Genomic DNA, 21,815 nt, shown 5'->3' on the forward strand with positions numbered 1-21,815 from the left:
TGCTCAGCCCGATCGGAGCAACTAGCCTGATCGGCGTGGCTGGCAGCAGCAGAGTATTCGCGGCGCGCATGTCCGGCCTTGTCGTCTTCGGACCCGACGGGCAGTCCATCGGCAAGGTGCGCGACGTGGTGGCGGGGCTGCGCAAGGACCGACACCCACCACGCGTACTGGGGATCGTGGTCGAGGTCGCCACCCACCGCCGTATCTTCGTCCCGATGCTGCGGGTCACCGGCATCGAGTCCAACGCGGTGCTGCTTTCCACCGGCAGCGTGAACATGCGCCGGTTCCACCAGCGCCCGAACGAGGTACTGGTGCTCGGCCAGCTACTGGATGCGCGGGTGACGCTGCTCCCCTCCGGCAGGTCGGCCGTGCTCGTCGACGCGGCGTTGGAACAGCAGCGCAACCGGGAATGGCAGCTCGGCAAGGTGGCCGTGCACGTGCGCAGCGGGCCCCTGGGGCGGAAGGGTCCGATACAGGTGTTGGCTTGGGACCAGGTTGCCGGACCGGCCACGGCACAGCTGACGGAGCAACCGCAGGAGGTCAACGAGCTGCTCGGTGTCCTCGACGAGATGCGCGCGGTCGACGTGGCCAGCGCGCTGCACGACCTGCCGGAAAAACGGCGTTACGAGGTGGCGGAGGCTCTGGACGACGAGCGGCTGGCCGATGTGGTCGAGGAACTCCCCGAGGAGGACCAGAAGGATCTGGTGGCGCACCTCGACGAGGACCGGGTGGCCGACCTGCTCGAGGCGATGAATCCTGACGACGCCGCCGACCTGCTGGCCGAGCTGACCGAACCGGACAAGGAACGGCTGCTCAACCTGATGGCCCCCGAGGAGTCCGAACCCGTCAAACGGCTGCTGGCGTACTCGGCCGACACCGCTGGCGGTCTGATGACCTCCGACCCGGTGGTGCTGGCACCGGACGCCACCGTCGCGGAGGCCCTCGCCCGCGTGCGCAACGCGGAACTGCCGGTCGCGCTGGCGAGCATGGTCTTCGTCTGCCGCCCGCCCTCGGAGACGCCCACGGGCCCGTACCTCGGTTGCGTACATATCCAGCGGCTGCTGCGCGAGCCCCCGTCCAACCTCGTCGCGGGAGCGGTGGACACCGATCTCGCCAGCCTGCCCACCGGAGCCAAGCTGGCCGAGATCACCCGATACTTCGCCGCCTACAACCTCGTCTGCGGCCCCGTGCTGGACGACCAGGAACATCTGCTCGGCGCCGTCACCGTCGACGACGTGGTGGACCACCTGCTCCCGGAGAACTGGCGTGAGGGAGGTCTTCCCGACGCCGGAACGCCCGACTTCGAGCCCGAGACGGACGGTGAGCATGCCTGAGCTCTTCCCGCGCAGACGGCTCGACCAGCCACGCAGACGCCACCGCCCCGCCTTCGAAGTCGACCCTGAGCTGTTCGGCAAGTTCTCCGAACGGATCGCGCGGTTCCTCGGCACCGGCAAGTTCCTGTTCTGGCAGACCGTGCTCGTCTCCAGCTGGATCACGGTCAACCTCGTGGCGGTACGGTTGGCCTGGGACCCCTACCCGTTCATCCTGCTCAACCTGGCGTTCTCCACCCAGGCCGCCTACGCGGCACCGTTGATCCTGCTGGCGCAGAACCGGCAGGACGACCGGGACCGGGTGTCACTCGAGGAGGACCGCGCGCGGGCCGAACGGACCAAGGCCGATACCGAGTACCTCGCTCGGGAGCTCGCCGCCCTTCGACTGGCTGTCGGCGAGGTCGCCACCCGGGACTATCTGCGCGGCGAACTGGATCGGTTGCGTGACGACCTCCCCGGGACGGAGAGTCCGGAAAGCAGGCGACGACGAAGCAGCGCACGGGGTGAGGAAGCCAACAGTTCCGGCGCCGTGGAGCAGGGGTGAACGGAGCGATTGCCGGTCGGGCTGTGAATCCCCGGGTACTCGTCCGTAACATAAGTGTCGGCACACCAGCTCAGGAAAGGTCGGTGTCGCGTAACCGTGACCACTACGCAGCCCAATCCCACCGAGGAAGCGGTGCGGCAGGCCCTCACCAAGGTGGAGGACCCGGAGATCCACAAGCCGATCACCGAGCTCGGCATGGTCAAGGACGTGACCATCGGCTCCGAGGGTGACGTCAAGGTCGGCGTGTACCTGACGGTGCAGGGCTGTCCGATGCGGGAGACCATCACCCAACGGGTCGACTCAGCCGTGTCCGAGGTCACCGGGGTCAGCTCCGTCGAGGTGGAACTCGACGTGATGAGTGACGAGCAGCGCACCGAACTGCGTAAGCAGCTGCGCGGTGACTCCGAGGAACCCCGCATCCCCTTCGCCGAACCGGGATCGCTCACCCGGGTTTACTGTGTCGCCTCCGGCAAGGGCGGCGTCGGCAAGTCCAGCGTGACCGTCAATCTCGCCGCCTCGATGGCCGAGCGCGGCCTGTCCGTCGGTGTCGTCGACGCCGACATCTACGGCCACTCGGTGCCGCGAATGCTGGGGACCGAGAGCAAGCCCACCCAGGTCGAGAACATGATCATGCCGCCGCAGGCGCACGGGGTGAAGCTGATCTCGATCGGCATGTTCACCCCGGGTAACACGCCGGTGGTCTGGCGTGGCCCGATGCTGCACCGCGCGTTGCAACAGTTCCTCTCGGACGTTTTCTGGGGGGACCTGGACGTGCTGCTGCTGGACCTGCCACCCGGCACCGGTGACGTCGCGCTGTCCACGGCCCAGTTGATCCCGAACGCGGAGATTCTGGTCGTCACCACCCCGCAGCAGGCCGCGGCCGAGGTGGCCGAGCGTGCGGGCGCCATCGCGATGCAGACCCGACAGCGCATCGCCGGTGTCGTGGAGAACATGTCGTGGATGGAGCTGCCCGACGGCCAGCGGGTGGAGGTCTTCGGCACCGGCGGCGGCCAGATCGTCTCGGACTCGCTGACCCGCTCCGTCGGTTCGGATGTCCCGCTGCTCGGCCAGGTACCGCTGGACACCCGACTCCGCGAGGCGGGGGACAGCGGATCCCCACTGGTGCTGGAGGATCCCGAGTCGCCCGCGAGCCAGGTGCTGGCCGACGTCGCCAAGAAGCTGTCGACCAGAGCACGTGGACTGGCAGGACAACTGCTCTCCGTCTCCCCCGCATGAGACAGCGGGAGTCCGGCCGGTTGCCTGAGCGGTTGTTCGGCGGAACCGGGGACACACTGCCGCACAGGGGTGTCAATTTCCCACGAAATCGCCGCGCGGTACGGCGGTACGCCCCAGTGCGGCGTCAATTTCCCACGAAATTGACGGGCCACCAGCGCTGAGGAGTAGCCGCACTCCGACCACTTCCGCAGGCCGAACTCCGACCGTGCCCGCGCTCGGCACCGCCGCGGGTTCTCCCGTGCGGCTCTCGCGAGGAAGGCCCGACGTTGTGTAGGTCGCTACCCGATGTCGGGCCTCCCGCAGCGAGAGCCGTGCGAGAGGTTCCGCCACCGGCACCGCTGCGCAGACCGGGCGGAGCAAGGTACCGCTCAGGTGCGGGCGATGGCCAGCAGACCGCTGCCGATGGGTAGGGCGACCGGAACCAGTCTCGGATCCGCGTGAATGGCGTTCAGCATGTCGCGGGGCAGCTGCGGACCGCTGTCGGAAGCGAAGACCCTGTCACCAGCGGCGTGCCGAAAAGCCCCGTTGAGTAGCAACGTCGCGCCGGGGCGCAGCAACGGCGCGGCCAGTTCCAACAGCTCGGCCATGGATGAGTTTCCGACCACGACGTGCACCAGGTCGTAGGCGTTCTCGGCCAGCCTTGGCAGCACTTCGGCCCCCACACCGGTGATCATTCGAAGCCTGTTGCCGGACAGGCCGGCTTCGGCGACCGCCTGGCGGGTCGCCCGCTGCGCCTCCGTGTCGAGTGTGATACACGTCAGGGTGCCTTCCGGGATCATCCCCTGGCACAGGGCGAGCGCCGTGGACGACGAACCGCCGACCTCAACCACCGCTCTGGCGCGCAACGCCGATGCCAGGAAACGCAACATCGCTTCGGGCGACCCGAAGCGTTCCTCCACGACCCCGTCGGTCATCGGAGGATCCCCGACCAGCTCCACGGGGGCGCGAGCTGAGTTCCGGGTGCGGCCGGGCATACCCCCGCCGCGGTCGCGGGGTGGCGGCGGGCCACTACCCATCGGCACGGAGGAGGAAATCTCGGGTTGCACAATTGCACAGGTTATCGTTGTGGGAGTGGCTACCCGGCGAGGTGGGGTACAACGATCGCGTAACCTCTGCCCACCGTCATGAAACACTCCAATCCGCCGTGTACGCACCGTTCCGGCAGCTCCCGCCCCACGAATTCCCGAATCCGACCCACAACAGAGCGAAACGAGCTCGGAGGCGATCGGTTACGCGCGGGGACCGAACGCGAGCCCGGAGGACCGGAAGCCGCTGCGGACGAGCCTCGGGGCTCGCCGGTAGGCGGACCGAGGGGTGGGAACAAGTTCTCAGGAGCTTCTCAGGCTCTTATCACGGTCACCTAATGCCCGGGGAGCACACTCGAAGGGTGACAGTCGGCAGGATTTGCGACGCATCGCCGCTACGTCTCCACGAAGCCGCGGTGTCGGGAACAAACCGGCCGAGGCGATCGTTCTACCGGGCGCAACCGCCCGCAGGAGGTGCCTTCTCGCCACATGGCCACCCACACGGCAGCACCGAGCCCGACTCCACCGAACACCGCGGGAACCACACGTCCCGGCAACGGAACCCCGGCCCCCGGGTCAGTGGATTCGGAAGAACACGGCGAGCAACCCGTGGTTTCCCCGCAGGAGACCACCGCCAACTGGACACCTCCCTCGTGGGAGGAAGTGGTCCGGGAACACGCGGACCGCGTGTACCGGTTGGCATTCCGGCTCTCCGGTAACAAGCACGATGCGGAGGACCTCACCCAGGAGACCTTCATCCGGGTCTTCCGGTCGCTGGCCTCGTACCGTCCCGGCACTTTCGAGGGATGGCTGCACCGCATCACCACCAACCTCTTCCTGGACATGGCGCGCAGGCGCTCCAGGCTGCGCATGGAGGGACTGCCGGAGGACACCGATCGCATCCCGGGGCGTGGCCCGAGTCCGGAACAGGTTTTCCAGGACACCCATCTGGATCCGGATCTGCAGGCCGCGCTGGAGGAGCTCTCCCCGGAGTTTCGTGCGGCGATCGTGCTGTGCGACGTCGAAGGACTCTCCTACGAGGAGATCGGTGCCACGCTGGGCGTCAAGCTGGGAACCGTACGCAGCCGCATCCACCGTGGGCGGCAGTTGCTGAAGTCGGCCCTGGAAGCTCGCCGTGAGCTCACTCGGGAGGAAACAGCATGACCGGTCTTCGAGGGTGGGGACTGCCTGAGCAGCACCTGGCACTGGACGCGCTGGTCGCTTTCGTGGACGGCGAGCTCAGCCCGGGAGCGCACGACCGTGCCGCCGCGCACCTGGCCACCTGCCCGAGTTGTGCCACGGAGGCGGACGCACAGCGGCAGGCGCGTTCGGCCGTACGAACCGCGTCGACACCTTCGATCTCCCCGCAACTGCTGCAGTCACTGCAGTCCATTCCCGCGACCGCCGAACTACCCGAACAGCCGGACAACCTGGCACTGAGCGAGGACGGACAACTCGTCACGCTCAACCGGCGTCCGGGTGACTCGAAATCCGCACCGTTAGGGACGAGTACCCCGTTGGGAAAAGGTTCGGGCCGATTCGGATCCGTCTCCGAGGGCGGCTCGCTCCCGATCGGCACGCGAACGCAGCAGTCGAGACTCGGCGGACGTCGCGCCAAACAGAGTGCCGGGGTGGTGTTCTCCGGGCTCGTGCTGGGGGCACTGGCATTCATGAACACCCCGACGGAGGAAGCACGTAGCCCGGTGAACACGGTGCCCGATCCGAGGCCGCAAGGCGGAGCTGTCGAGGAGGCGGGCAGCTCGGCCCCGCCGAGCGAGGGCGAGCCGAGCACCGCGGCGATCATTCCCACGGCCGAGGCGACGACAACCCCGGCCACCAGCGTCTCCGTGCGACCGGACGAGCCGAGCAGGAGTTCCGCTCCCGACCCGGCTTCGTGAGCGCCACGCACCGAACTCAGGCAGGAAAAACCAACGAGGACTTCACTCCCACTCGGGCAACATGGCACGTGCGCCGAAGTGTCGAGCGCGGGAGACGGCCGGAGGATCCGCCGAACGGCTATCCCTCTCCGGTGAGCGCGATGTCTCCTTCGTGTGATGCACTCAGGGCAGCTGGCCGAACCGACACGTGCGTAAAACCGGGGAGCGATGAGCGAGCAGCCGAGGACATCCGCGCATCAGGGGGATCCGGGGCATCAGGGGAGTCCGGGGGAGCATTCGGGCACGGATGGACCCGCTGCGGGCGCGGAGCACGATGAGCCGACGGGACACCGGGAGACAGCCTCGCGACACTCCTCCGCCGGAAACGGCTCGGACGAGCATCCGCCCGATGCCGCCGTCTTCGGCAGGCCCGAGGGAGTTCGGGGTAGCTTCGACCGCCGGGGGCTCGACAGCACTCCTCGGATGAATCATGCGCCACCGACCCCGGAGTCACTGGCGCACGCGTTCGGTCGTCCGGCGGGCGCCTCGGAACCCTTACAACGCGCGCCGTGGGAAACCGGACCTCGGCAGTCGGGTGAGAACGGCGCCGACGAACCGGTCTTCTGGAACGAGCAGGGCGATCGGGATCCCTGGCGCGATCCCACCTCCGGAGCGGTGCTCGGTGGGCCCGCCCTGGAGGAGAACCGCACGGAGTCGGGCACGAGTCCCGGCGAAGGTCCGCTGCTCAGTGCCCGCGAAGTACTGTTCGGACGCAGGGTGCGTCCCCGTTCCCTACTCACCCTCGGACTCGTGGTGCTGCTGCTCGGAGCGGCCGGTGGGTTCGTGGGACGGATCACCGCCGAGGAAGGCAATCCGCTCACCAATCCGGATGTGACACTGGCCAGTGTGGAGCCGGGCGGCGACCGCCCCGCCGGTTCGGTCTCGGGAGTCGCCTCTCGCGTGGTACCCGCTGTGGTTTCGGTCGAGGTGCGAATAGGTTCCGAAGGGGGAACCGGCTCGGGTGTCGTGATCGACGGCAACGGCTACGTCGTGACGAACAATCACGTGGTCTCTATGGCCGCGGACACCCCGAACGCGAAGATATTCACGGTTTTCTCGGACGGCACCAGGACATCGGCTCGAATCGTCGGACGCGATCCGCAGACCGACCTCGCCGTGCTCAAGGTGGAGGTCAGCAATCCCACTGTCGCGCAGCTGGGGTCTTCGGAGGAGCTGCGCGTGGGGGAGCGGGTGCTGGCCATCGGTTCCCCCTTGGGGCTGGACAATACTGTCACCAGTGGCATCGTCAGTTCGCTCGATCGGCCGATGCGACTCGCCGGTGAGGGCACCGACACCAACGCCGTGATCGACGCCATTCAGACCGACGCGGCCGTGAACCCGGGCAACTCGGGTGGAGCTTTGGTGTCGGGCAACGGAGCGGTGGTGGGCATCAACACGGCCATCAGGACGTTGGGCACGGGCGGCAGCAGTGGATCCATCGGTCTCGGGTTCGCGATACCGATCGACAAGGTCCGCCGGATAGCCCAACAGCTCATCCGCACCGGTGAGGTACGGCACGCCGAACTCGGTGTGAACACCAAGTCGGTCACCGACGGCCTCGCCGACGGCGCCCAGGTCCAGAACGTGAAGCAGGGCAGCGCCGCCGAGCAGGCCGGAATCGTCGAGGGGGACGTGATCATCGAGGTGGCCGACCGTGAGATCACCGGGGCCGACGAGTTGCAGGTAGCGGTGGACGAGCACGACGTGGGCGCGGTCGTTCCGGTGACCGTGGTTCGCGACGGCAATGAACTCGTCCTGGACGTGACCCTCCAATAGCGCGCCGAGTTTGGATAGGCTGAGTCCGGACAGCGGTTCCCGCTCACCCCACAGTGCGGGCACCGACGCGACCCCCCGGAAGGAGTCGAGGTGTTCGATAGCATCGGCTGGGGTGAGATCCTGGTTCTCATCGTCGCCGGTCTGTTCATCCTCGGACCCGAACGGCTGCCTTCCGCGGCGGCCTGGCTGGGAAAGACGGTTCGTCAGGTCCGCGAATACGCCACCGGAGCACGGGACCAACTGCGTTCCGAGCTGGGCCCGGAGTTCGACGATCTGCGCAAACCGCTGGAGGATCTGCGCGGCATCCGCAATTTCGATCCCAAGCGGGCGGTGAGCAAGCACCTGTTCGACGACGAGAATCCGTTGGACGGGGTCACCAACGACCGGGGTTCGGGCACGAACGGACACAAACCGAGATCGGATTCCCCGCCTCCGTCGTTCCGGCGGGAACAGCCGCTGGATCCGGGCGAACGCCCCCCGTTCGACTCCGATGCCACCTGAAGCCGGAGCGGTCCCGCCCCACCCCCTCCGAACGAGCACCGGACGTGGCGAGGCGTCGATTCGCGGCGTCGATTTCTCGCGAAATCGCCGGGCCAGTGCGGCGGTGCGGGCGTCAATTTCCCGCGAAATTGACGCCCCCGAGACCGTCGTCGAGAAACGACCATGCGGCTGAGAAGCGCGGGAAATCCCGAAGCCGAACCCCGGCCACTCACGCAGGCCGAGCTCCAACCACCCCCGCAGCTCGCACCGCCGCGGGTTCTCCGGTGCGGCTCTCGCGAGGAAGGCCCGACGTTGTGTAGGTCGCTACCCGATGTCGGGCCTCCCGCAGCGAGAGCCGTGCGAGAGGTTCCGCCAAGAACCCAGCGACGAAAGCCGGGAGACCGACCTAGTCACTCAAGCCGGCGACGAATTCGACGAGGGTACGGGCGGCGAACCCGGTGGCCCCGGCCACCACCTCGTCGTAGGGCTTGTCGGCGCGCGCGGGCCCGGCGATGTCGAGGTGTGCCCACGGCAACTCGCCGGTGAACTCGCGGAGGAACAGTGCCGCCATCAGCGCACCAGGCCCCTGTGCGGCCTGCTTGACGTCGGCCGTGGTGCCGCGGACGTCGGTGGCGTGGTCCTCGGACAGCGGCATGGGCCACCAGTTCTCACCGGCGCGCCGCCCGGCGTCGCGCACCCGCTCACCGAGCTTCTCGTCGCTGCTGAACACACCGCCGGTGCGCAGCCCGAGCGCGACCTTCATCGCACCGGTCAGCGTGGCGACGTCCACGATCAGATCGGGCTCGTGGTTTCGAACGGCGTAGCCGAGCGCGTCCGCCATCACCATGCGCCCCTCGGCGTCGGTGTTGGCCACCTCGGTGGTGGTCCCGTCGTAGTGCCGCACCACATCACCGGGGCGGTAGGCGGAGCCGGAGATGTGGTTCTCGGCCATCGGGATCAACGCGGTCACCCGGACGGGAAGTTCCAGCCTGGCCATGGCCAGCATGGCTCCGATCACGGCGCCGCCACCCGCCATGTCGGTGCGCATCATTTCCATGCCCTCGGCGGGTTTCAGCGAGATCCCGCCGGTGTCGAAAGTGATCCCTTTGCCCACCAGCACGACGTGTCCGACCTCGGAGTCGTCGGCACCGGAGCCCTGCCAGGTGAGTTCGAGGAGCCGTGGCGGCCTGGAAGAGCCACCGCCGACCGCGAGCACGCCGCCGAACCCCTGCCCTGCCAGCCACTTCTCGTCCCGCACCGTGGCGTTGAGTCCGGTTACGGAGCCGGTCATGGCAGCGGCGGTGTCGGCCAACCATGCCGGACTCTTGATGTTGGAAGGCGCGTTGGCGAGATCACGCGCGACCGAGGTCGCCGAGGCCCACTCCCTGGCCCGCCGGGCGGTCTCCCGCAGCCGGGCGACGTCCGCACCCGGCTGAGCCACCAGCAGGACCTTGCGCACGCGAGGCGGGGTCGGACGCGCACTCACCCGGAAGTGGTACTCCCCCAGTGCCACGCCCAGTGTGAGAGCACTGACCAACTCCGGAGTAGTGGCTGCGGGCAACCGGAACTGCACGTACTCCACGTCCAGCGCCTCACCCAGATCACGGGGATCGGCTCCCTCACCGCCGGAGTCACCGATCCGGGCGCGAATCGCCCTGGCCAGTTCCCCACCGGCGGTGCGCCAGCGGAACGGCTCGCCGTCACCGACTCCCACCGCCCAGCCGAGTCGCCCTTCGGAGAGCGGAACCGCGCGGACTTCGCCCGCCTTGCCGCTGACGTCCAGCGCTCGCAGGGTCGCGGTGTCGACACCGAGGTTCTCGGCGGCGGTGTCCAGGTCCGGCTCGCCGTCGACGTCGGCCACCGGTACCGCGGCCGGGATTCCCTCACCCCATCGTTCGACGACGTCGACCTCGACCAAAGCGGTCGGAATCACGGGAAGAACGGCTTCCGGGTTCGAAGCCGCGGGAGCGGAACCGGGCACTGCGGCACCTTCCTGACCTGGTTGTTCGGTTGGTTCGTACTGTCGTAGGACCAAAACGATCATTCGGTCGAGACCATCGCCGGTGATCGCGCCGGTCCGTACCGGCGTGCCGAAAAGTGACCCCGGCACCCGCCGGCGCCGGGATCGCTCGCATGGCGGGGCGAGCGGACGCTCGCCGGTCACCTCACGGCGGCCTCAACCGGTGACCGAGTTTAGAGCCTCGCTCAGATTCGTGGCCTCCTCCATCGTCATTTCGACGACAAGACGCCCACCACCCTCGAGCGGGATGCGCATCACTACTCCGCGTCCCTCCTTGGTCACCTCGAGGGGACCGTCACCGGTCCGGGGCTTCATGGCCGCCATAGCGTGCTCCCTCCGTGAACTCATCCCACCGACTGGTCACCGGACCAGCCTTTGCCCTACATTCTCCCCCATCCGGACGCACCCGCGAAACCGAACCGATCAACTTCCGTCCGTGCTGCGCTGCTCGAACAATGCGTCCAGACCGCGAACTCCATCATCCTGTCCCGCCGATCGGCGAGTCGAAGACCTTTCGGGCGCGTCGCCGAGCCGCTCGGCCACATTCACGACGGGTGGGCCACCACAGCGGACATCCCACCACAACCACGAATCACTACCCGTGCTCCCGAGGTGCACACCGCCCAGGTGACAAGGGGGAGCGGGCGCACACGGCTACTCACCGAACGGAACGAGGTCTACTGTGGAGCGAGAGGCGAACGACTCGACCGTGGTGAGTATCACAACGAACCGGGGACGGGCCACCGTCCACGCCGACGACGAGGGAGATGTGGCGTGACCGAGGTACTGCTGACCGAAAACATCGATGGCGTGCGCCGAATCACACTCAATCGGCCCGACTCGTACAACTCGCTCACCGTGGAACTCAAGGAACGGTTGATCGAAGCCTTCCGTTCGGCGGCGGCCGACAACTCGGTCCGGGCGGTGGTGCTCACCGGCGCGGGCAAGGCGTTCTGCGCCGGTCAGGACCTCAAGGAACACATCAGCCAACTGGACTCCGGCGACAGCACGCCGATGCGCACCGTGGAGGAGCACTACAACCCGCTGATCCGGGCGATAACCACACTTCCCAAACCGGTGATCGCGGCGGTGAACGGTGTCGCGGCCGGAGCTGGCGCCTCGATCGCCTACGCCTGCGATCTCCGCATCGCGGCGGAGAACGCCAAGTTCGTGATGTCGTTCGCCGACGTGGGACTCTCCACCGACTCGGGTGCTTCCTGGACCCTGCCCCGGCTCATCGGTTACGGACGCGCGATGGAGCTGCTGCTGCTGGGAGAGGCCGTGACCGCCGAGGCGGCGGAGCGGATGGGCATGGTCAACCGCGTGGTGCCCCGCGATGAGGCGGTGGACAACGCCACGGAACTGGCGGGACGCATGGCCACCGGGCCCACCAGCGCCTATGCCCGGATCAAGGAGACGATGCTGGCGGCAGCCGCCGAGGGACTGGACGAGACTCTCGCCGTGGAGGCGGGGGCGCAGAACCAGTGCGGCGGCACCCGGGACCACCGGGAGGCCGTTGACGCCTTCGTGGCGAAACGCTCCCCCGAGTTCACCGGTCAGTGAGCGACCAGTGACGTCTCCGCGGGGCCGCGTGGCAACGCTCTCGCGGCCCCGGAGTCCGGGGAGCACGCACCGGGAACCACATGGTGCTCACCGGGCGAGCCAGCACCCGGCGACGTGATCGTCGATCATTCCTGTCGCCTGCATCAACGCGTAACAGGTGACGGGACCCAGAAACCGAAAACCGAGGCCGCGCAGGCGAGTGGCCATCGCGGCGGACTCCGGGGTGCTGGCAGGCACTTCCGCCGTGGTGGCCGGGCGGGCCCTAGCGGCCGGTTCGGGGGCGAAGGACCAGAGCAGCTCGTCCAGCGGTCGATCCAGTTCGAGCACGGCACGGGCATTGCCGATGGCGGCGTCGATCTTGGCCCGGTTCCGTACGATCCTCCGGTCGGAAAGCAGTCGCTGCCGGTCTCGCTCGTCGAACTCGGCGACCTGCCGGGGATCGAAATCCGCGAAGGCCGACCGAAAAGCCGGGCGCTTCCGCAGAATGGTCAGCCAGGAAAGCCCGGACTGGAAGGACTCCAGACAAAGTCGCTCGAACAACGCGTGCTGCCCGTGCACGGGCTTGCCCCACTCGGTGTCGTGGTACTCCCGGTAGTCCGGGGGGTCCGCACCCCACGAACAACGCGGTTTGCCGTCCTCGCCGACGATCGCGCTCACTGTTCCTGCCACTCGGTGCCGTAGTTCCGGCAGAACGCGGCGAAGACGCGCAGCGAGCGGCGCAGGCCCCACTCGACAGCGGGCGCGGCCAATGGCCAGCCGAGCGCGAACACCGTGGGAAGCTCGAAACGCTCCCACCAGAGCAACCGGCTGCCACCCGCACCGTCGGGTTCCACCACGAAACCACCGGTGCCTCGTACCAGGGCCCCGGTGTGCCGAACGGAGCACTTCTCGGGTGGTTGCCAGACCTCGATCCGCATCGTGTCGAGCACTCCCAGCGAACCGAGCCCGGTGAAGGCCGCCAGTTCCGAACCGGGACGGTTCCCGCCGCCTTCCGTGATCCACACGCGGGTTCCCAGCATCCACTCGCCCTGCCTGGACCAGTCGCTCACCGCTGCCCAGACGAGTTCGGGTGCGTGGGGAAGCGATATCGCGGACCGCAGCTCACGTTCGATCATGGTTGTCACCTTCCCGGCCCAGTAGGCCCGAGTGTGCTGGTCGCGTGCCGCGTCGGGTCCCCCGAGTCCGCCGGTCTCAATCCCGCTCGGACGAGTCGTCGCCGAGGTCCGAGCGATCGGCCTCGCCAGGCTTCTCCGACCGCCCGTCCCGTTCGGGGCCCGGCCGTTCGGGTTCGTCGCTCCGCTCCTCCGCCGGCTGCGACGCGTCCTCTCCCCCATGTGAGGAATCCACGTCCTCGTGTGGTCGCTCCGCGCAGCCGGGAGACCGCTCGGGGCCTTCCTCGCACGGCGCGTGAGCCTCGACCTCGCGAAGTGACTGTTCGAGTACCGCGACGCGCTGCCGGGTGTCGTCGAGCTCGTCGGCCAACCGCTCCAGGGCCCAGTCGACCTCGGAAGCCTTGTAGCCGCGGAAGACCTGCTGGAAACGAAGCGACCTCACGTCCTGGCCCGTCACCGGCGGTGGGGGTAACCGGGTCGGTGTGGCCCCCGGCGGCAGCGGTTCCAGTTCCTCACCGCGTCCGAACACGAGCACGGCCAGCAGATAGACCACCGCCGCCACCGCGAGCACGATCACGACGTAGATGAGTGCACTTGCCACGGCACAGATCGTGGCACGTGACTTCCCGCGTGGCGCTATCGGACCGATGCGGCGGGCGAACCCAGCACACCGTCTATGGCCGCCGTGAACTCGCGCCAGGCGCGCCGTTCGTCGTTGAGCGTGCGCATCCCGGACGGGGTCAGGCTGTACGTACGCCGCTGCCTGCCACCGACGGTACTCCATTCACTGCGCACGTAACCCGCTCGTTCGAGGCGTCGCAGCGCCGGGTACACGGTCCCGGTCGGCAACGACACGGCGCCACCACTGCGGTGTTGCAGTGCCTCGATGATCGCGTAGCCGTGCAGCCGTTTGCCGTCCAGTGTGGCCAGCAGCAGTCCGTCCAAGTGACCGCGGAGGGCATCAGCTTTCACAGGTAGCCACTCTACGTTCCCGGGTGGACACTGTCACAGCATTTCCCGCAAGAGACTTAGGTCCCGTTCTCCCGGATTACCGATCCGGCGCACGGTCCTGACCGCCGTCCGAACCCCGACCATTGGCGCATTCGAACCGGGGCTACTCCGTTCGAGTGAGTTACGCACGATCCCACCCCACCGGGAGCCCTGTTGTGGAAGATCTCTCCTCGAGACCGATGACACTGTGCGACGAGGTGTTCGATGCAACCGAATCCAGCGGACTCCCCCGCGAGCCCCGAGGAGCGGCCGGAGGGGACGGCCCGCCCAGGAGTGAACGACCATCTCGTGACCGCCGTCCACCTGAAACCGGAGCTGGCTGCCCGCATCATCGACAACTACACGCGCGCCCCGGCTGACGCGTTGCCGCCACCCCAGGGAGTCGACGCGGTGAACGTGCTGACCCAGGCCCTGGCGGCGCGCCGGAAACGCCGCTTACGCGATCCCCTGCTCCTGGTGTTGGTGGCGCTGACGGGGATGACGATTCTTCCCTACACCATGATGTTCCTGTTGGGCTTGGCCCTGCTGTGGTTGTTCTGGTCACTGACCTTCGGAGCGCGCCGGCAGCGGCTCGGATCGTTCCGAAAAGGACGGACCGATGAGGACGAGGTCCATCCATTCGGACTGCTGGTGACGTTAATCTTCTGTGGTGGAGCCTTCCTCGCGCTGTTCTTCACCTCGTGGCTCTCCGCTTTCGTAGCCTCCGCCAGAAGCACGTCCTACTACGGCAGCGTGGGCACATCGAGTTACTCGAGCGGCGCGGTTCTGCTCATTCCCGTACTGCTGTTCCTGCTCTGCGCCGCGGCGATCTTCACGGTGCTGCTGCTGGACAAGTGGGTCACCAGGCACCTGATCGCCGGCTGTGCGGCGGGGCACGACGGCAGCCGGGCGAAGAGCAACTCGCTGATCGGCGGAATCGCGGACTCGTTGCTCAACGGCGTCCGCAACCGGCACGGCGAACTGCTCGCGGCGGTCTCCCGGCGCGGTGACGAGAGCACGGTGCTGGCGTACTCGGGCTGGGACGCCTTCGTCGGCTACGGCGAGCGGGTCAATGCCTGGACGCTTCCGCTCGTGCTGCGTAGCAGGGCGCGAAACGAGGATCCGCCGGTGCTGCGCCCTCGAGAGCTCTACAGCGCGGTGACCGAAGAACTGCAGTCGATGTGGGACTCCGACCTGCTCGCACCGGGCAGGAGGCTGCGCGGGCTGACCGTGAGTCCGCTCCTGGTCGTCAACGTGGGGGCGCTGGGGGAGAACCGGAATACGAGCATGGCTGGTGCGCTGCTGTCCGAGGAGACCGGCCTGCTGGTGGAGCAGACCGACGCGGAGACGATGAACCGACTGATCGACGAGGACCTCGAATGGGTCCGGCACTTCCAGCACAGCTCGGTGGCGAGCTGGAACTCCGAGCAACTGGTCGCCACCATGTTCAACATCGGGTGCGACAACCGGACGCTCTATCTGGAGTGGAACGCCTACTGCCTGTACCCGATGGCGGAGCGGTACCGGCTGGGCGGCGCAGCGCGGCTCTCCGGCGAAAAGGTCTTCTCGGCGACGCTGCTGGAGTTCTTCCAGCTGTTGGGCAGCCTCCCGTGGCGGTGGAACACGCTGTTCAGGTCGTTCGGCCGGGATTCCCACACCGCCGGGGACCGGAGCGTGCGGAGCATCCGGGAGCTGGTCGCCGACGACCACTGCGCCAACGAGTTCCAGGACCTGGACGGGCAACGCCACATAACGCTGTTGGAGGAACGCACCCTCTCCGCGGTGCGCAATCACTTGTCCGAGCGCGGCTTCGACACCGAGGGGCTGGAGCAGCACAGCACGCAGATCATCAACAACACCAGCAACAACTTCAGCAATTCGCGGTTCCTCGGGTCCCAGAACTTCGGCGAGAACGGCACGGCTCTCGTGGCGGCCTCGCGCGGCACGAGGTCCGGCGAAACCGGTAAGTCCCCATGACGAAAATTCGCTTCGCCCGGGTGCTCGGGCCGCGCGGGCCGAGTGGCTCCGGCGTAGGAGTCGGAGGCTTCGCGAGGCGGGACCGATCGCCGCGCGGGTCGCCACTCGAGAGCGGCTCGACGATCCCGGGACGCCGAGTCGCGGGCCTGCCCACCACAGTCAACCGGCCCCACGTGAGTTCTGTTACGACTTCCGAGGAGAGCGAATGAGTGAAAGCGGACCGAGATTCAATTTCCAGGGGAATTCCTTCTCCGGGGCACAGAACTTCGGAGAGGGCGGAACCGCCTACGTCAACCAGGGCGCGGGAAACGACGAGGAGCTCAACCGGCTGCGCGGGCTCGTCGCGGAGCTGGTGGACTCGCTGTCGAAACGCCCGGAAGGCGACGTCGACAGCTCTCGCGCGTATGACCAGGCCAGTGAGATGGCCGAACTGTTGGAAGAGAGCCCACCGGACGAGGAGCGGGTCAGGAAGAAGTGGTCCAGGCTACGCCCTCTACTGAAAGGGCTGGGAACGGCAGGCTCGGTGGCCTCGATCGCGGGGGTACTCGAAAGCCTGTTCTGACGGGCGCCTGTCGCGGCGGGCCGGCCCGACCCGAGGGTGGGGATTCCGGAGTTCGCGAGCCGTGGCCGGAACACCGGAGGAACCGTGGTGTTGCCGCGGGATCTGCTCACGCACTCCGGAAGCCCACCTCACCAGCCCCGCTCGCACGCCCGCAGTGCCGTCTCCACGTCTTCGACGACCGTCAGCGCGTCCAGCGACTTCCGCGAGGCGAAGCCGGACTCCACGAGTTCACGGGTCCAGTCCAGCAGACCGCGATAGTGCCCGTCCGGATCCAGCAGCACCACGGGTTTGGTGTGCATGCCGATGTAGCGCGAGGTCCACACCTCGAAAAGTTCCTCGCAGGTACCGATACCGCCCGGCAACGCGAGAAAGGCCGTGGCGTGCGCGTCCATGAGTCCCTTGCGTTCCCGCATCGTGTCGACCACCAGCAGCTCGTCCGCCTCGGTGTCGGCGACTTCGCGGTCGACCAGTTCGCGGGGGATGACACCGACGGTACGCGCCCCGTCCACCCGGGCGGCCCGGGCGACTTCGCCCATCATGGACACTCGACCTCCGCCGGAAACCAGCCGCCAGCCACGTTCGGCGATCCCGGCCCCCACCTCTCCCGCGAGGCGTACGTAGCGTTCCGGGACGGGACGCGAGGCGCAGTAGACGCACACGGTGACCTGCCCGGCCGTCCCCTGTTCCTCGACGTGCTGAGTCATGCTGCCTCCGGCTGCGAAGCGAAGCCTGTCAGTGGGCCGCGTCCCAGGCGGCGTACGCCTCCTCGACCACCCGCACCGCGTCGTCGACGTCATCGGTCAGGTGGAGCAGCCCCAGTTCTTGATCACCGATCTTACCGCTGGAGTGCATGGTGTCTCGGATCCACTCGTAGAGCCCGCGCCAGTAGGAACGGCCGAACATCACCACGGGGAACTTGGTGACCTTCTTCGTCTGCACCAGGGTCAACGACTCGAACAGCTCGTCCATGGTCCCGAATCCACCGGGCAGGCACACGAACGCCTGGGCGTACTTGACGAACATCGTCTTGCGCGTGAAGAAGTACCGGAAGTTCACGCCGAGATCGACCCACGGGTTCAGCCCCTGCTCGAAGGGGAGCTCGATTCCCAACCCGATGGAGAGGCCGCCCGCTTCGGAGGCTCCCCGGTTGACCGCCTCCATGGTGCCGGGTCCGCCACCGGTGATTACGGCGGAGCCGGTACGCGCCAGGGCCGAGCCCAGCCGCACGCCCTCCTGGTACTCCTCGTGCTCCCGAGGCGTTCGGGCCGAGCCGAACACGGTGGTGGCACGGGGAACCTCCGCCAGCGCGCCGAACCCCTCGACGAACTCGGCCTGGATCCGCATCACGCGCCAGGGATCGGTGTGCACCCAGTCGGCGGGCCCTCTGGAATCGAGCAGCCGCTGGTCGGTGGTCGTCGGCTCACCCATCCTGGAGCGGCGCAGCACCACCGGGCCACGCTGCTTCTCGTGCGGGTGCTCGTTCCCGTTCGGATACTCACCGTCACCGCCGAGGACCTCTCCTGCCGGTTGCTGTTCCTCGCTCTCCGGGTGGTGTGCTCCGTTGCCTTCCGGGCCGTGGTGTCGCTGACCGTCGATCGTCATGCCACCGAGCTTATGCACTCCGCGTGAACCCGAGATGATGTCCCCGGAACGGGGGACGGGCGATCGGCTCAACCCGCTGCCGCTTCCGGAGGTGTTCGACATCCCCCGAAAGCCGTGAGCGGAGTAGCATCCTGGACAAGCGACCCGTGGCGCCCCCGCACGCCGGCGGTGGACACGAGTCGTCGGCGTGGTCTCCCGGTCCCGACGAGCAGCGGAGGGGCCGAGACGGAATCTCGCCGCTGTAGGAGCCGGAAATGATCATCGAAGTACTCATCGGCGTACTGGTGGTTCTCGCGCTCGTCGCGGCTTCCAGTGTGCGGATCATCAGGCAGTACGAGCGCGGTGTGGTGCTGCGCTTCGGGCGACTGCAGCGCACCGTCAGGCCTCCTGGACTGACGGCGATCGTTCCCGGGGTCGATCGGCTGCGCAAGGTCAACATGCAGATCATCACGATGCCCGTACCGGGCCAGGAGGGAATAACCAGGGACAACGTGACGGTGAAGGTGGACGCGGTGGTCTACTTCAACGTCACCGACCCCGCCAGGGCCGTCATCAACGTGGAGGACTACCTGTTCGCCATGGGCCAGGTGGCCCAGGCCTCGCTCCGCTCGATCATCGGCAAGAGCGATCTCGATGACCTGCTGTCGGACCGGGAGAAGCTCAACCAGGGACTGGAGGTCATGATCGACAGCCCGGCGCTGAACTGGGGTGTGCACATCGACAGGGTGGAGATCAAGGACGTCTCACTGCCGGAGACGATGAAGCGCTCGATCGCGCGACAGGCCGAGGCGGAGCGGGAACGCCGTTCCCGGATCATCTCCGCCGACGGCGAGTTCCAGGCCTCCCGCAAGCTCTCGGAGGCCGCCGCGGTGATGGGCCAGACACCGGCCGCCCTGCAGCTGCGACTGTTGGAAACCGTGGTCGAGGTGGCCGCCGAGAAGAACTCCACCCTCGTACTGCCGTTCCCGGTCGAACTGCTGCGCTTCGTGGACCGCGCGCAGGACGGTACCGCCGAAGCGGTCTCCGAGGCGATGGACACCTCGGGCAACGGCCACTCCAGGGCCGAGGACAGCGAAGAGACCGAGCAGCGCCGTTCCACGGCCGAGGAATGGTACGAGTTGCCGGACGACGCCGGAAGCGGCGTGTCCGTTCGAACCAGCAGGGGGGAAGCGGAGTCACCACCGCACGTACCGGGACAACGAGACACCCACGAGCGGGCCGAGGAGCCGGACACCCCACGCACCGGCCCCACCGGGTAAGAATCACCACGGAACCCGCTCGGGTGGCCGGGGGCCGTCGGGTGACTCGACGCCTCGCTCCGACGGAAGGGCACCTCGCGTGGCGCGAGTCAGTCCCGCACGCCGTCTCCCAGCGCCCGGCGCAACACCTCGGCACAGTGCCGGACGTCGGCCGCGGCGACGTTCTCCTGCTGCGTGTGGGCAAGGGTCGGCGAACCGGGGCCGAAGTTCACGGCGGGCATGCCGCGCGCGGCGAACCGTGCCACATCGGTCCAGCCGAGCTTGGCGACCGGCGAGGATCCGGAAGCACTTACCAGCTCGCTGGTCGCCGCCTCGCTCAGTCCGGGGTGCGCCGCCCTGGCGGCGTCGACCACGGTCACCTCGAACCCTTCGAACACCTCCCGGACCCGCTGTTCCGCCGTTTCCAGCGTGGTGTCCGGGGCGAACCGGTGGTTCACGGTGACCACGCACTCGTCCGGCACCACGTTGCCCGCTACACCACCACTGATCCCGACCGCCTGCAGCCCCTCGTGGAAGCGCAACCCGTCGACCTCCGGCTCACGCGGGGTGTACTCGGCGAGCCTGCGCAGCACCGGTTCGGCCGCGTGGATGGCGTTCTCCCCCATCCAGGCGCGTGCCGAGTGCGCCCGGACCCCACGGGTGCGCACCTCGACCCGCAGCGTGCCCTGACAGCCCGCCTCCACGGCCGCGTTGGACGGCTCGCACACCACCGCGAGCCCACCGTCCATCCAGTCGGGCAGGTCCCGTTCGATCCGGTTGAGCCCGTTGCGGTCGGCGGAGACCTCCTCGCAGTCGTAGAACACGAAGGTCAGGTCGTGCTTCGGCCGGTCGAGCGTCGCGGCGAGGTGCAGCATCACGGCGTCGCCGCCCTTCATGTCCACCGTTCCGCAGCCGTGCAGTACCTCCTCGTCCGCGCTGCCGGAACGGCGCAGCGGCAGGTTGTCGTTGACGGGAACGGTGTCCAGGTGACCGGCCAGGACCACGCGGGACTCCAGACCGAGGTTCGTGCGGGCCAGCACGGCGTTTCCACTGCGTACCACCTCCAGCCCGGGGGCGTCCGTACGCAGCGCCCGCTCGACGGCGTCGGCCAGGTCCTCCTCGGAACCGGAGACACTCGGTATGTCGACCAGCGCGGCGGTGAGTTCGACCGGGTCGGCGGTGAGATCCAATCGCGGCGTCACGGTTGGCACCCTACCGCCCACTGCGACGCGGTACCGGCGCGGCGATTACCGTTTTCACGGCCCCGGTGTGGCCGCACGAATCCCGGGAAGACTCTTCCGCTCGGCTCGAATGCCGAGTTCAAAGCCGATTGGAGAACGATGAGCAGCCCGATCACGCCGGACCCGCAGGTTACCGGCGCCCACGGTGTGGGAATCGCTACGATCACCGACGACGGAACCGTGCTCGATACCTGGTTCCCGACCGTCCGGCTCGGTGAACCCGAGCAGGTCGGCAGCAGCCGACTGACCACTGCCGAGGCGGCCGAGTCGCTGGGGGACGCCGGAGCGGAGCTGCTCGGCCGCGACGAGGCGCGCGGTGTGGAGGTGGTGGCCGTACGCACGGGCATCGGCAAGCTCGCCGACGCCCCCGCCGACACCCACGATCTCTACTTGCGGCTGCACCTGCTCTCGCACCGGTTGGTGCGCCCGCACGGGCAGAACCTGGAGGGCATGTTCGGTCTGCTGTCCAACGCGGTCTGGACCAACCACGGCCCCTGCCCGGTGGAGGGCTTCGAGGCCACCAGGCTGCGACTCAGCGCGCGTGGTCCGGTGACGGTCTACAGCGTCGACAAGTTCCCCCGAATGGTGGACTACGTCATCCCGTCGGGGGTCCGTATCGGCGATGCCGACCGGGTTCGGCTGGGTGCCCATCTCGCCAGCGGCACCACCGTGATGCACGAGGGATTCGTCAACTTCAACGCGGGCACGCTGGGTGCCTCCATGGTGGAGGGACGTATCTCGGCGGGCGTGGTCGTCGGCGACGGCTCGGACGTCGGGGGCGGCGCCTCGATCATGGGCACGCTGTCCGGTGGCGGTCGTGAGGTGATCTCGGTCGGCGAGCGCTGCCTGATCGGCGCGAACGGTGGCTGCGGCATCTCGCTGGGCGACGACTGCGTCGTGGAGGCGGGGCTGTACCTCACGGCGGGCACCAAGGTCGCCCTGGAGGATGGCAAGCTGACCAAGGCCGCGGAGCTGTCCGGCGCGGACGGGCTGCTGTTCCGGCGCAACTCGAACACCGGCACCGTCGAGGTGATGGCGCGTACCGGCGGCAAGGTGGAGCTCAACGCCGCGCTGCACGCCAACGACTGAGCCGCCGGGAGACACCGGTTCGGAATCGCCGCCAACACGCCCCGCGAACCGGGCGGGGAAGACAGAGCGGGGAAGACCGGGCAGGGAAGGTC

The 21,815-nt window shown here is 68.0% G+C and carries 21 protein-coding genes and 1 pseudogene; 12 read left to right on the top strand and 10 right to left on the bottom strand.

Translation table 11 applies throughout. From position 1 onward, the window contains the following. Positions 1–35 precede the first annotated feature (35 nt). From ACOQFL_RS13295 to ACOQFL_RS13305, 3 genes are all read left to right on the top strand, one after another. The gene (locus tag ACOQFL_RS13295; RefSeq protein ID WP_435544450.1) at positions 36–1,334 is read left to right on the top strand and encodes a magnesium transporter MgtE N-terminal domain-containing protein; all 1,299 of its coding nucleotides are present in this window, start codon (positions 36–38) and stop codon (positions 1,332–1,334) included. Further along, positions 1,327–1,875, top strand: coding sequence for a DUF1003 domain-containing protein (locus tag ACOQFL_RS13300; RefSeq protein WP_435544451.1), 549 nt, complete (start codon positions 1,327–1,329; stop codon positions 1,873–1,875). Before ACOQFL_RS13295 ends, ACOQFL_RS13300 begins: the two co-directional genes overlap by 8 nt. Before the next feature lie 96 nt (positions 1,876–1,971). After that, positions 1,972–3,111, top strand: coding sequence for an Mrp/NBP35 family ATP-binding protein (locus ACOQFL_RS13305; protein WP_435544452.1), 1,140 nt, complete (start codon positions 1,972–1,974; stop codon positions 3,109–3,111). 368 nt (positions 3,112–3,479) lie between these two features. Here the strand turns inward: ACOQFL_RS13305 and ACOQFL_RS13310 are convergent, their stop codons facing one another. Beyond that, positions 3,480–4,025: an O-methyltransferase gene (locus ACOQFL_RS13310; protein WP_435544453.1), complete on the bottom strand. Its 546-nt coding sequence runs from the start codon at positions 4,023–4,025 to the stop codon at positions 3,480–3,482. Positions 4,026–4,625: 600 nt separating this feature from the next. On the opposite strand from ACOQFL_RS13310, the gene sigE reads away from it, so the two are divergent. The 4 genes from sigE to tatB all read left to right on the top strand — a co-directional run bounded on the left by sigE (position 4,626) and on the right by tatB (position 8,350). Continuing rightward, a complete protein-coding gene (gene sigE, locus ACOQFL_RS13315; protein ID WP_435544454.1) occupies positions 4,626–5,300 on the top strand; it encodes an RNA polymerase sigma factor SigE in 675 nt (224 codons plus the stop codon). Beyond that, positions 5,297–6,034: an anti-sigma factor family protein gene (locus tag ACOQFL_RS13320; protein ID WP_435544455.1), complete on the top strand. Its 738-nt coding sequence runs from the start codon at positions 5,297–5,299 to the stop codon at positions 6,032–6,034. Before sigE ends, ACOQFL_RS13320 begins: the two co-directional genes overlap by 4 nt. A gap of 462 nt (positions 6,035–6,496) precedes the next feature. Continuing rightward, positions 6,497–7,849 carry a S1C family serine protease gene (locus ACOQFL_RS13325; protein ID WP_435544456.1) on the top strand — a complete coding sequence of 451 codons (1,353 nt, stop codon included), beginning with the start codon at positions 6,497–6,499 and terminating at the stop codon, positions 7,847–7,849. Between the two features lie 90 nt (positions 7,850–7,939). Then, positions 7,940–8,350 (top strand): Sec-independent protein translocase protein TatB, encoded by a 411-nt coding sequence (tatB, locus tag ACOQFL_RS13330; protein WP_435544457.1) that lies wholly within the window; start codon positions 7,940–7,942, stop codon positions 8,348–8,350. Between the two features lie 385 nt (positions 8,351–8,735). Here the strand turns inward: tatB and ACOQFL_RS13335 are convergent, their stop codons facing one another. After that, the gene (locus ACOQFL_RS13335; protein ID WP_435544458.1) at positions 8,736–10,310 is read right to left on the bottom strand and encodes a leucyl aminopeptidase; all 1,575 of its coding nucleotides are present in this window, start codon (positions 10,308–10,310) and stop codon (positions 8,736–8,738) included. A 195-nt stretch (positions 10,311–10,505) separates the two neighbouring features. Then, positions 10,506–10,673, bottom strand: coding sequence for a DUF3117 domain-containing protein (locus tag ACOQFL_RS13340; protein WP_019853228.1), 168 nt, complete (start codon positions 10,671–10,673; stop codon positions 10,506–10,508). 450 nt (positions 10,674–11,123) lie between these two features. On the opposite strand from ACOQFL_RS13340, the gene ACOQFL_RS13345 reads away from it, so the two are divergent. Next, positions 11,124–11,912, top strand: a complete 789-nt coding sequence (locus ACOQFL_RS13345; protein WP_435544459.1) for an enoyl-CoA hydratase-related protein — start codon at positions 11,124–11,126, stop codon at positions 11,910–11,912. 87 nt (positions 11,913–11,999) lie between these two features. Here the strand turns inward: ACOQFL_RS13345 and ACOQFL_RS13350 are convergent, their stop codons facing one another. From ACOQFL_RS13350 to ACOQFL_RS13365, 4 genes and pseudogenes are all read right to left on the bottom strand, one after another. Then, complete coding sequence (locus ACOQFL_RS13350) at positions 12,000–12,569, bottom strand: DNA-3-methyladenine glycosylase I (RefSeq protein ID WP_435544460.1); 570 nt, start codon at positions 12,567–12,569, stop codon at positions 12,000–12,002. Continuing rightward, positions 12,566–13,027 carry an SRPBCC family protein gene (locus ACOQFL_RS13355; protein ID WP_435544461.1) on the bottom strand — a complete coding sequence of 154 codons (462 nt, stop codon included), beginning with the start codon at positions 13,025–13,027 and terminating at the stop codon, positions 12,566–12,568. Before ACOQFL_RS13355 ends, ACOQFL_RS13350 begins: the two co-directional genes overlap by 4 nt. A 310-nt stretch (positions 13,028–13,337) precedes the next feature. Continuing rightward, a pseudogene (locus ACOQFL_RS13360) lies at positions 13,338–13,625 on the bottom strand (DivIVA domain-containing protein); the annotation flags it as partial. A 35-nt stretch (positions 13,626–13,660) separates the two neighbouring features. Beyond that, positions 13,661–13,996 carry a PadR family transcriptional regulator gene (locus tag ACOQFL_RS13365; RefSeq protein WP_435544462.1) on the bottom strand — a complete coding sequence of 112 codons (336 nt, stop codon included), beginning with the start codon at positions 13,994–13,996 and terminating at the stop codon, positions 13,661–13,663. Positions 13,997–14,239: 243 nt separating this feature from the next. Between ACOQFL_RS13365 and ACOQFL_RS13370 the strand changes: the two genes are divergently transcribed. Both ACOQFL_RS13370 and ACOQFL_RS13375 read left to right on the top strand, forming a co-directional pair. Next, positions 14,240–15,991 carry an AbeC-like domain-containing protein gene (locus ACOQFL_RS13370; RefSeq protein WP_435544463.1) on the top strand — a complete coding sequence of 584 codons (1,752 nt, stop codon included), beginning with the start codon at positions 14,240–14,242 and terminating at the stop codon, positions 15,989–15,991. A 205-nt stretch (positions 15,992–16,196) separates the two neighbouring features. Then, on the top strand, positions 16,197–16,553 hold the full coding sequence (locus tag ACOQFL_RS13375; protein WP_435544464.1) for a hypothetical protein: 357 nt from the start codon (positions 16,197–16,199) through the stop codon (positions 16,551–16,553). Between the two features lie 128 nt (positions 16,554–16,681). On the opposite strand, the gene ACOQFL_RS13380 is transcribed toward ACOQFL_RS13375, so the two are convergent. Together ACOQFL_RS13380 and ACOQFL_RS13385 are read right to left on the bottom strand one after the other, a co-directional pair. Continuing rightward, entirely contained in the window at positions 16,682–17,257 is a 576-nt protein-coding gene (locus ACOQFL_RS13380) for an LOG family protein (protein ID WP_435544465.1), read from the bottom strand. Positions 17,258–17,285: 28 nt separating this feature from the next. Continuing rightward, positions 17,286–18,155: an LOG family protein gene (locus tag ACOQFL_RS13385; RefSeq protein WP_435544466.1), complete on the bottom strand. Its 870-nt coding sequence runs from the start codon at positions 18,153–18,155 to the stop codon at positions 17,286–17,288. Positions 18,156–18,409: 254 nt separating this feature from the next. Between ACOQFL_RS13385 and ACOQFL_RS13390 the strand changes: the two genes are divergently transcribed. Beyond that, positions 18,410–19,414: a slipin family protein gene (locus ACOQFL_RS13390; RefSeq protein ID WP_435544467.1), complete on the top strand. Its 1,005-nt coding sequence runs from the start codon at positions 18,410–18,412 to the stop codon at positions 19,412–19,414. A gap of 89 nt (positions 19,415–19,503) precedes the next feature. Here the strand turns inward: ACOQFL_RS13390 and dapE are convergent, their stop codons facing one another. Further along, positions 19,504–20,595 carry a succinyl-diaminopimelate desuccinylase gene (gene dapE, locus ACOQFL_RS13395; protein WP_435544468.1) on the bottom strand — a complete coding sequence of 364 codons (1,092 nt, stop codon included), beginning with the start codon at positions 20,593–20,595 and terminating at the stop codon, positions 19,504–19,506. A gap of 138 nt (positions 20,596–20,733) precedes the next feature. On the opposite strand from dapE, the gene dapD reads away from it, so the two are divergent. Continuing rightward, positions 20,734–21,723 carry a 2,3,4,5-tetrahydropyridine-2,6-dicarboxylate N-succinyltransferase gene (dapD, locus tag ACOQFL_RS13400; protein WP_435544469.1) on the top strand — a complete coding sequence of 330 codons (990 nt, stop codon included), beginning with the start codon at positions 20,734–20,736 and terminating at the stop codon, positions 21,721–21,723. Positions 21,724–21,815 lie beyond the last annotated feature (92 nt).

The sequence above is a fragment of the Actinopolyspora sabaoui genome, from assembly GCF_051225635.1.
Taxonomy (GTDB): domain Bacteria; phylum Actinomycetota; class Actinomycetes; order Mycobacteriales; family Pseudonocardiaceae; genus Actinopolyspora.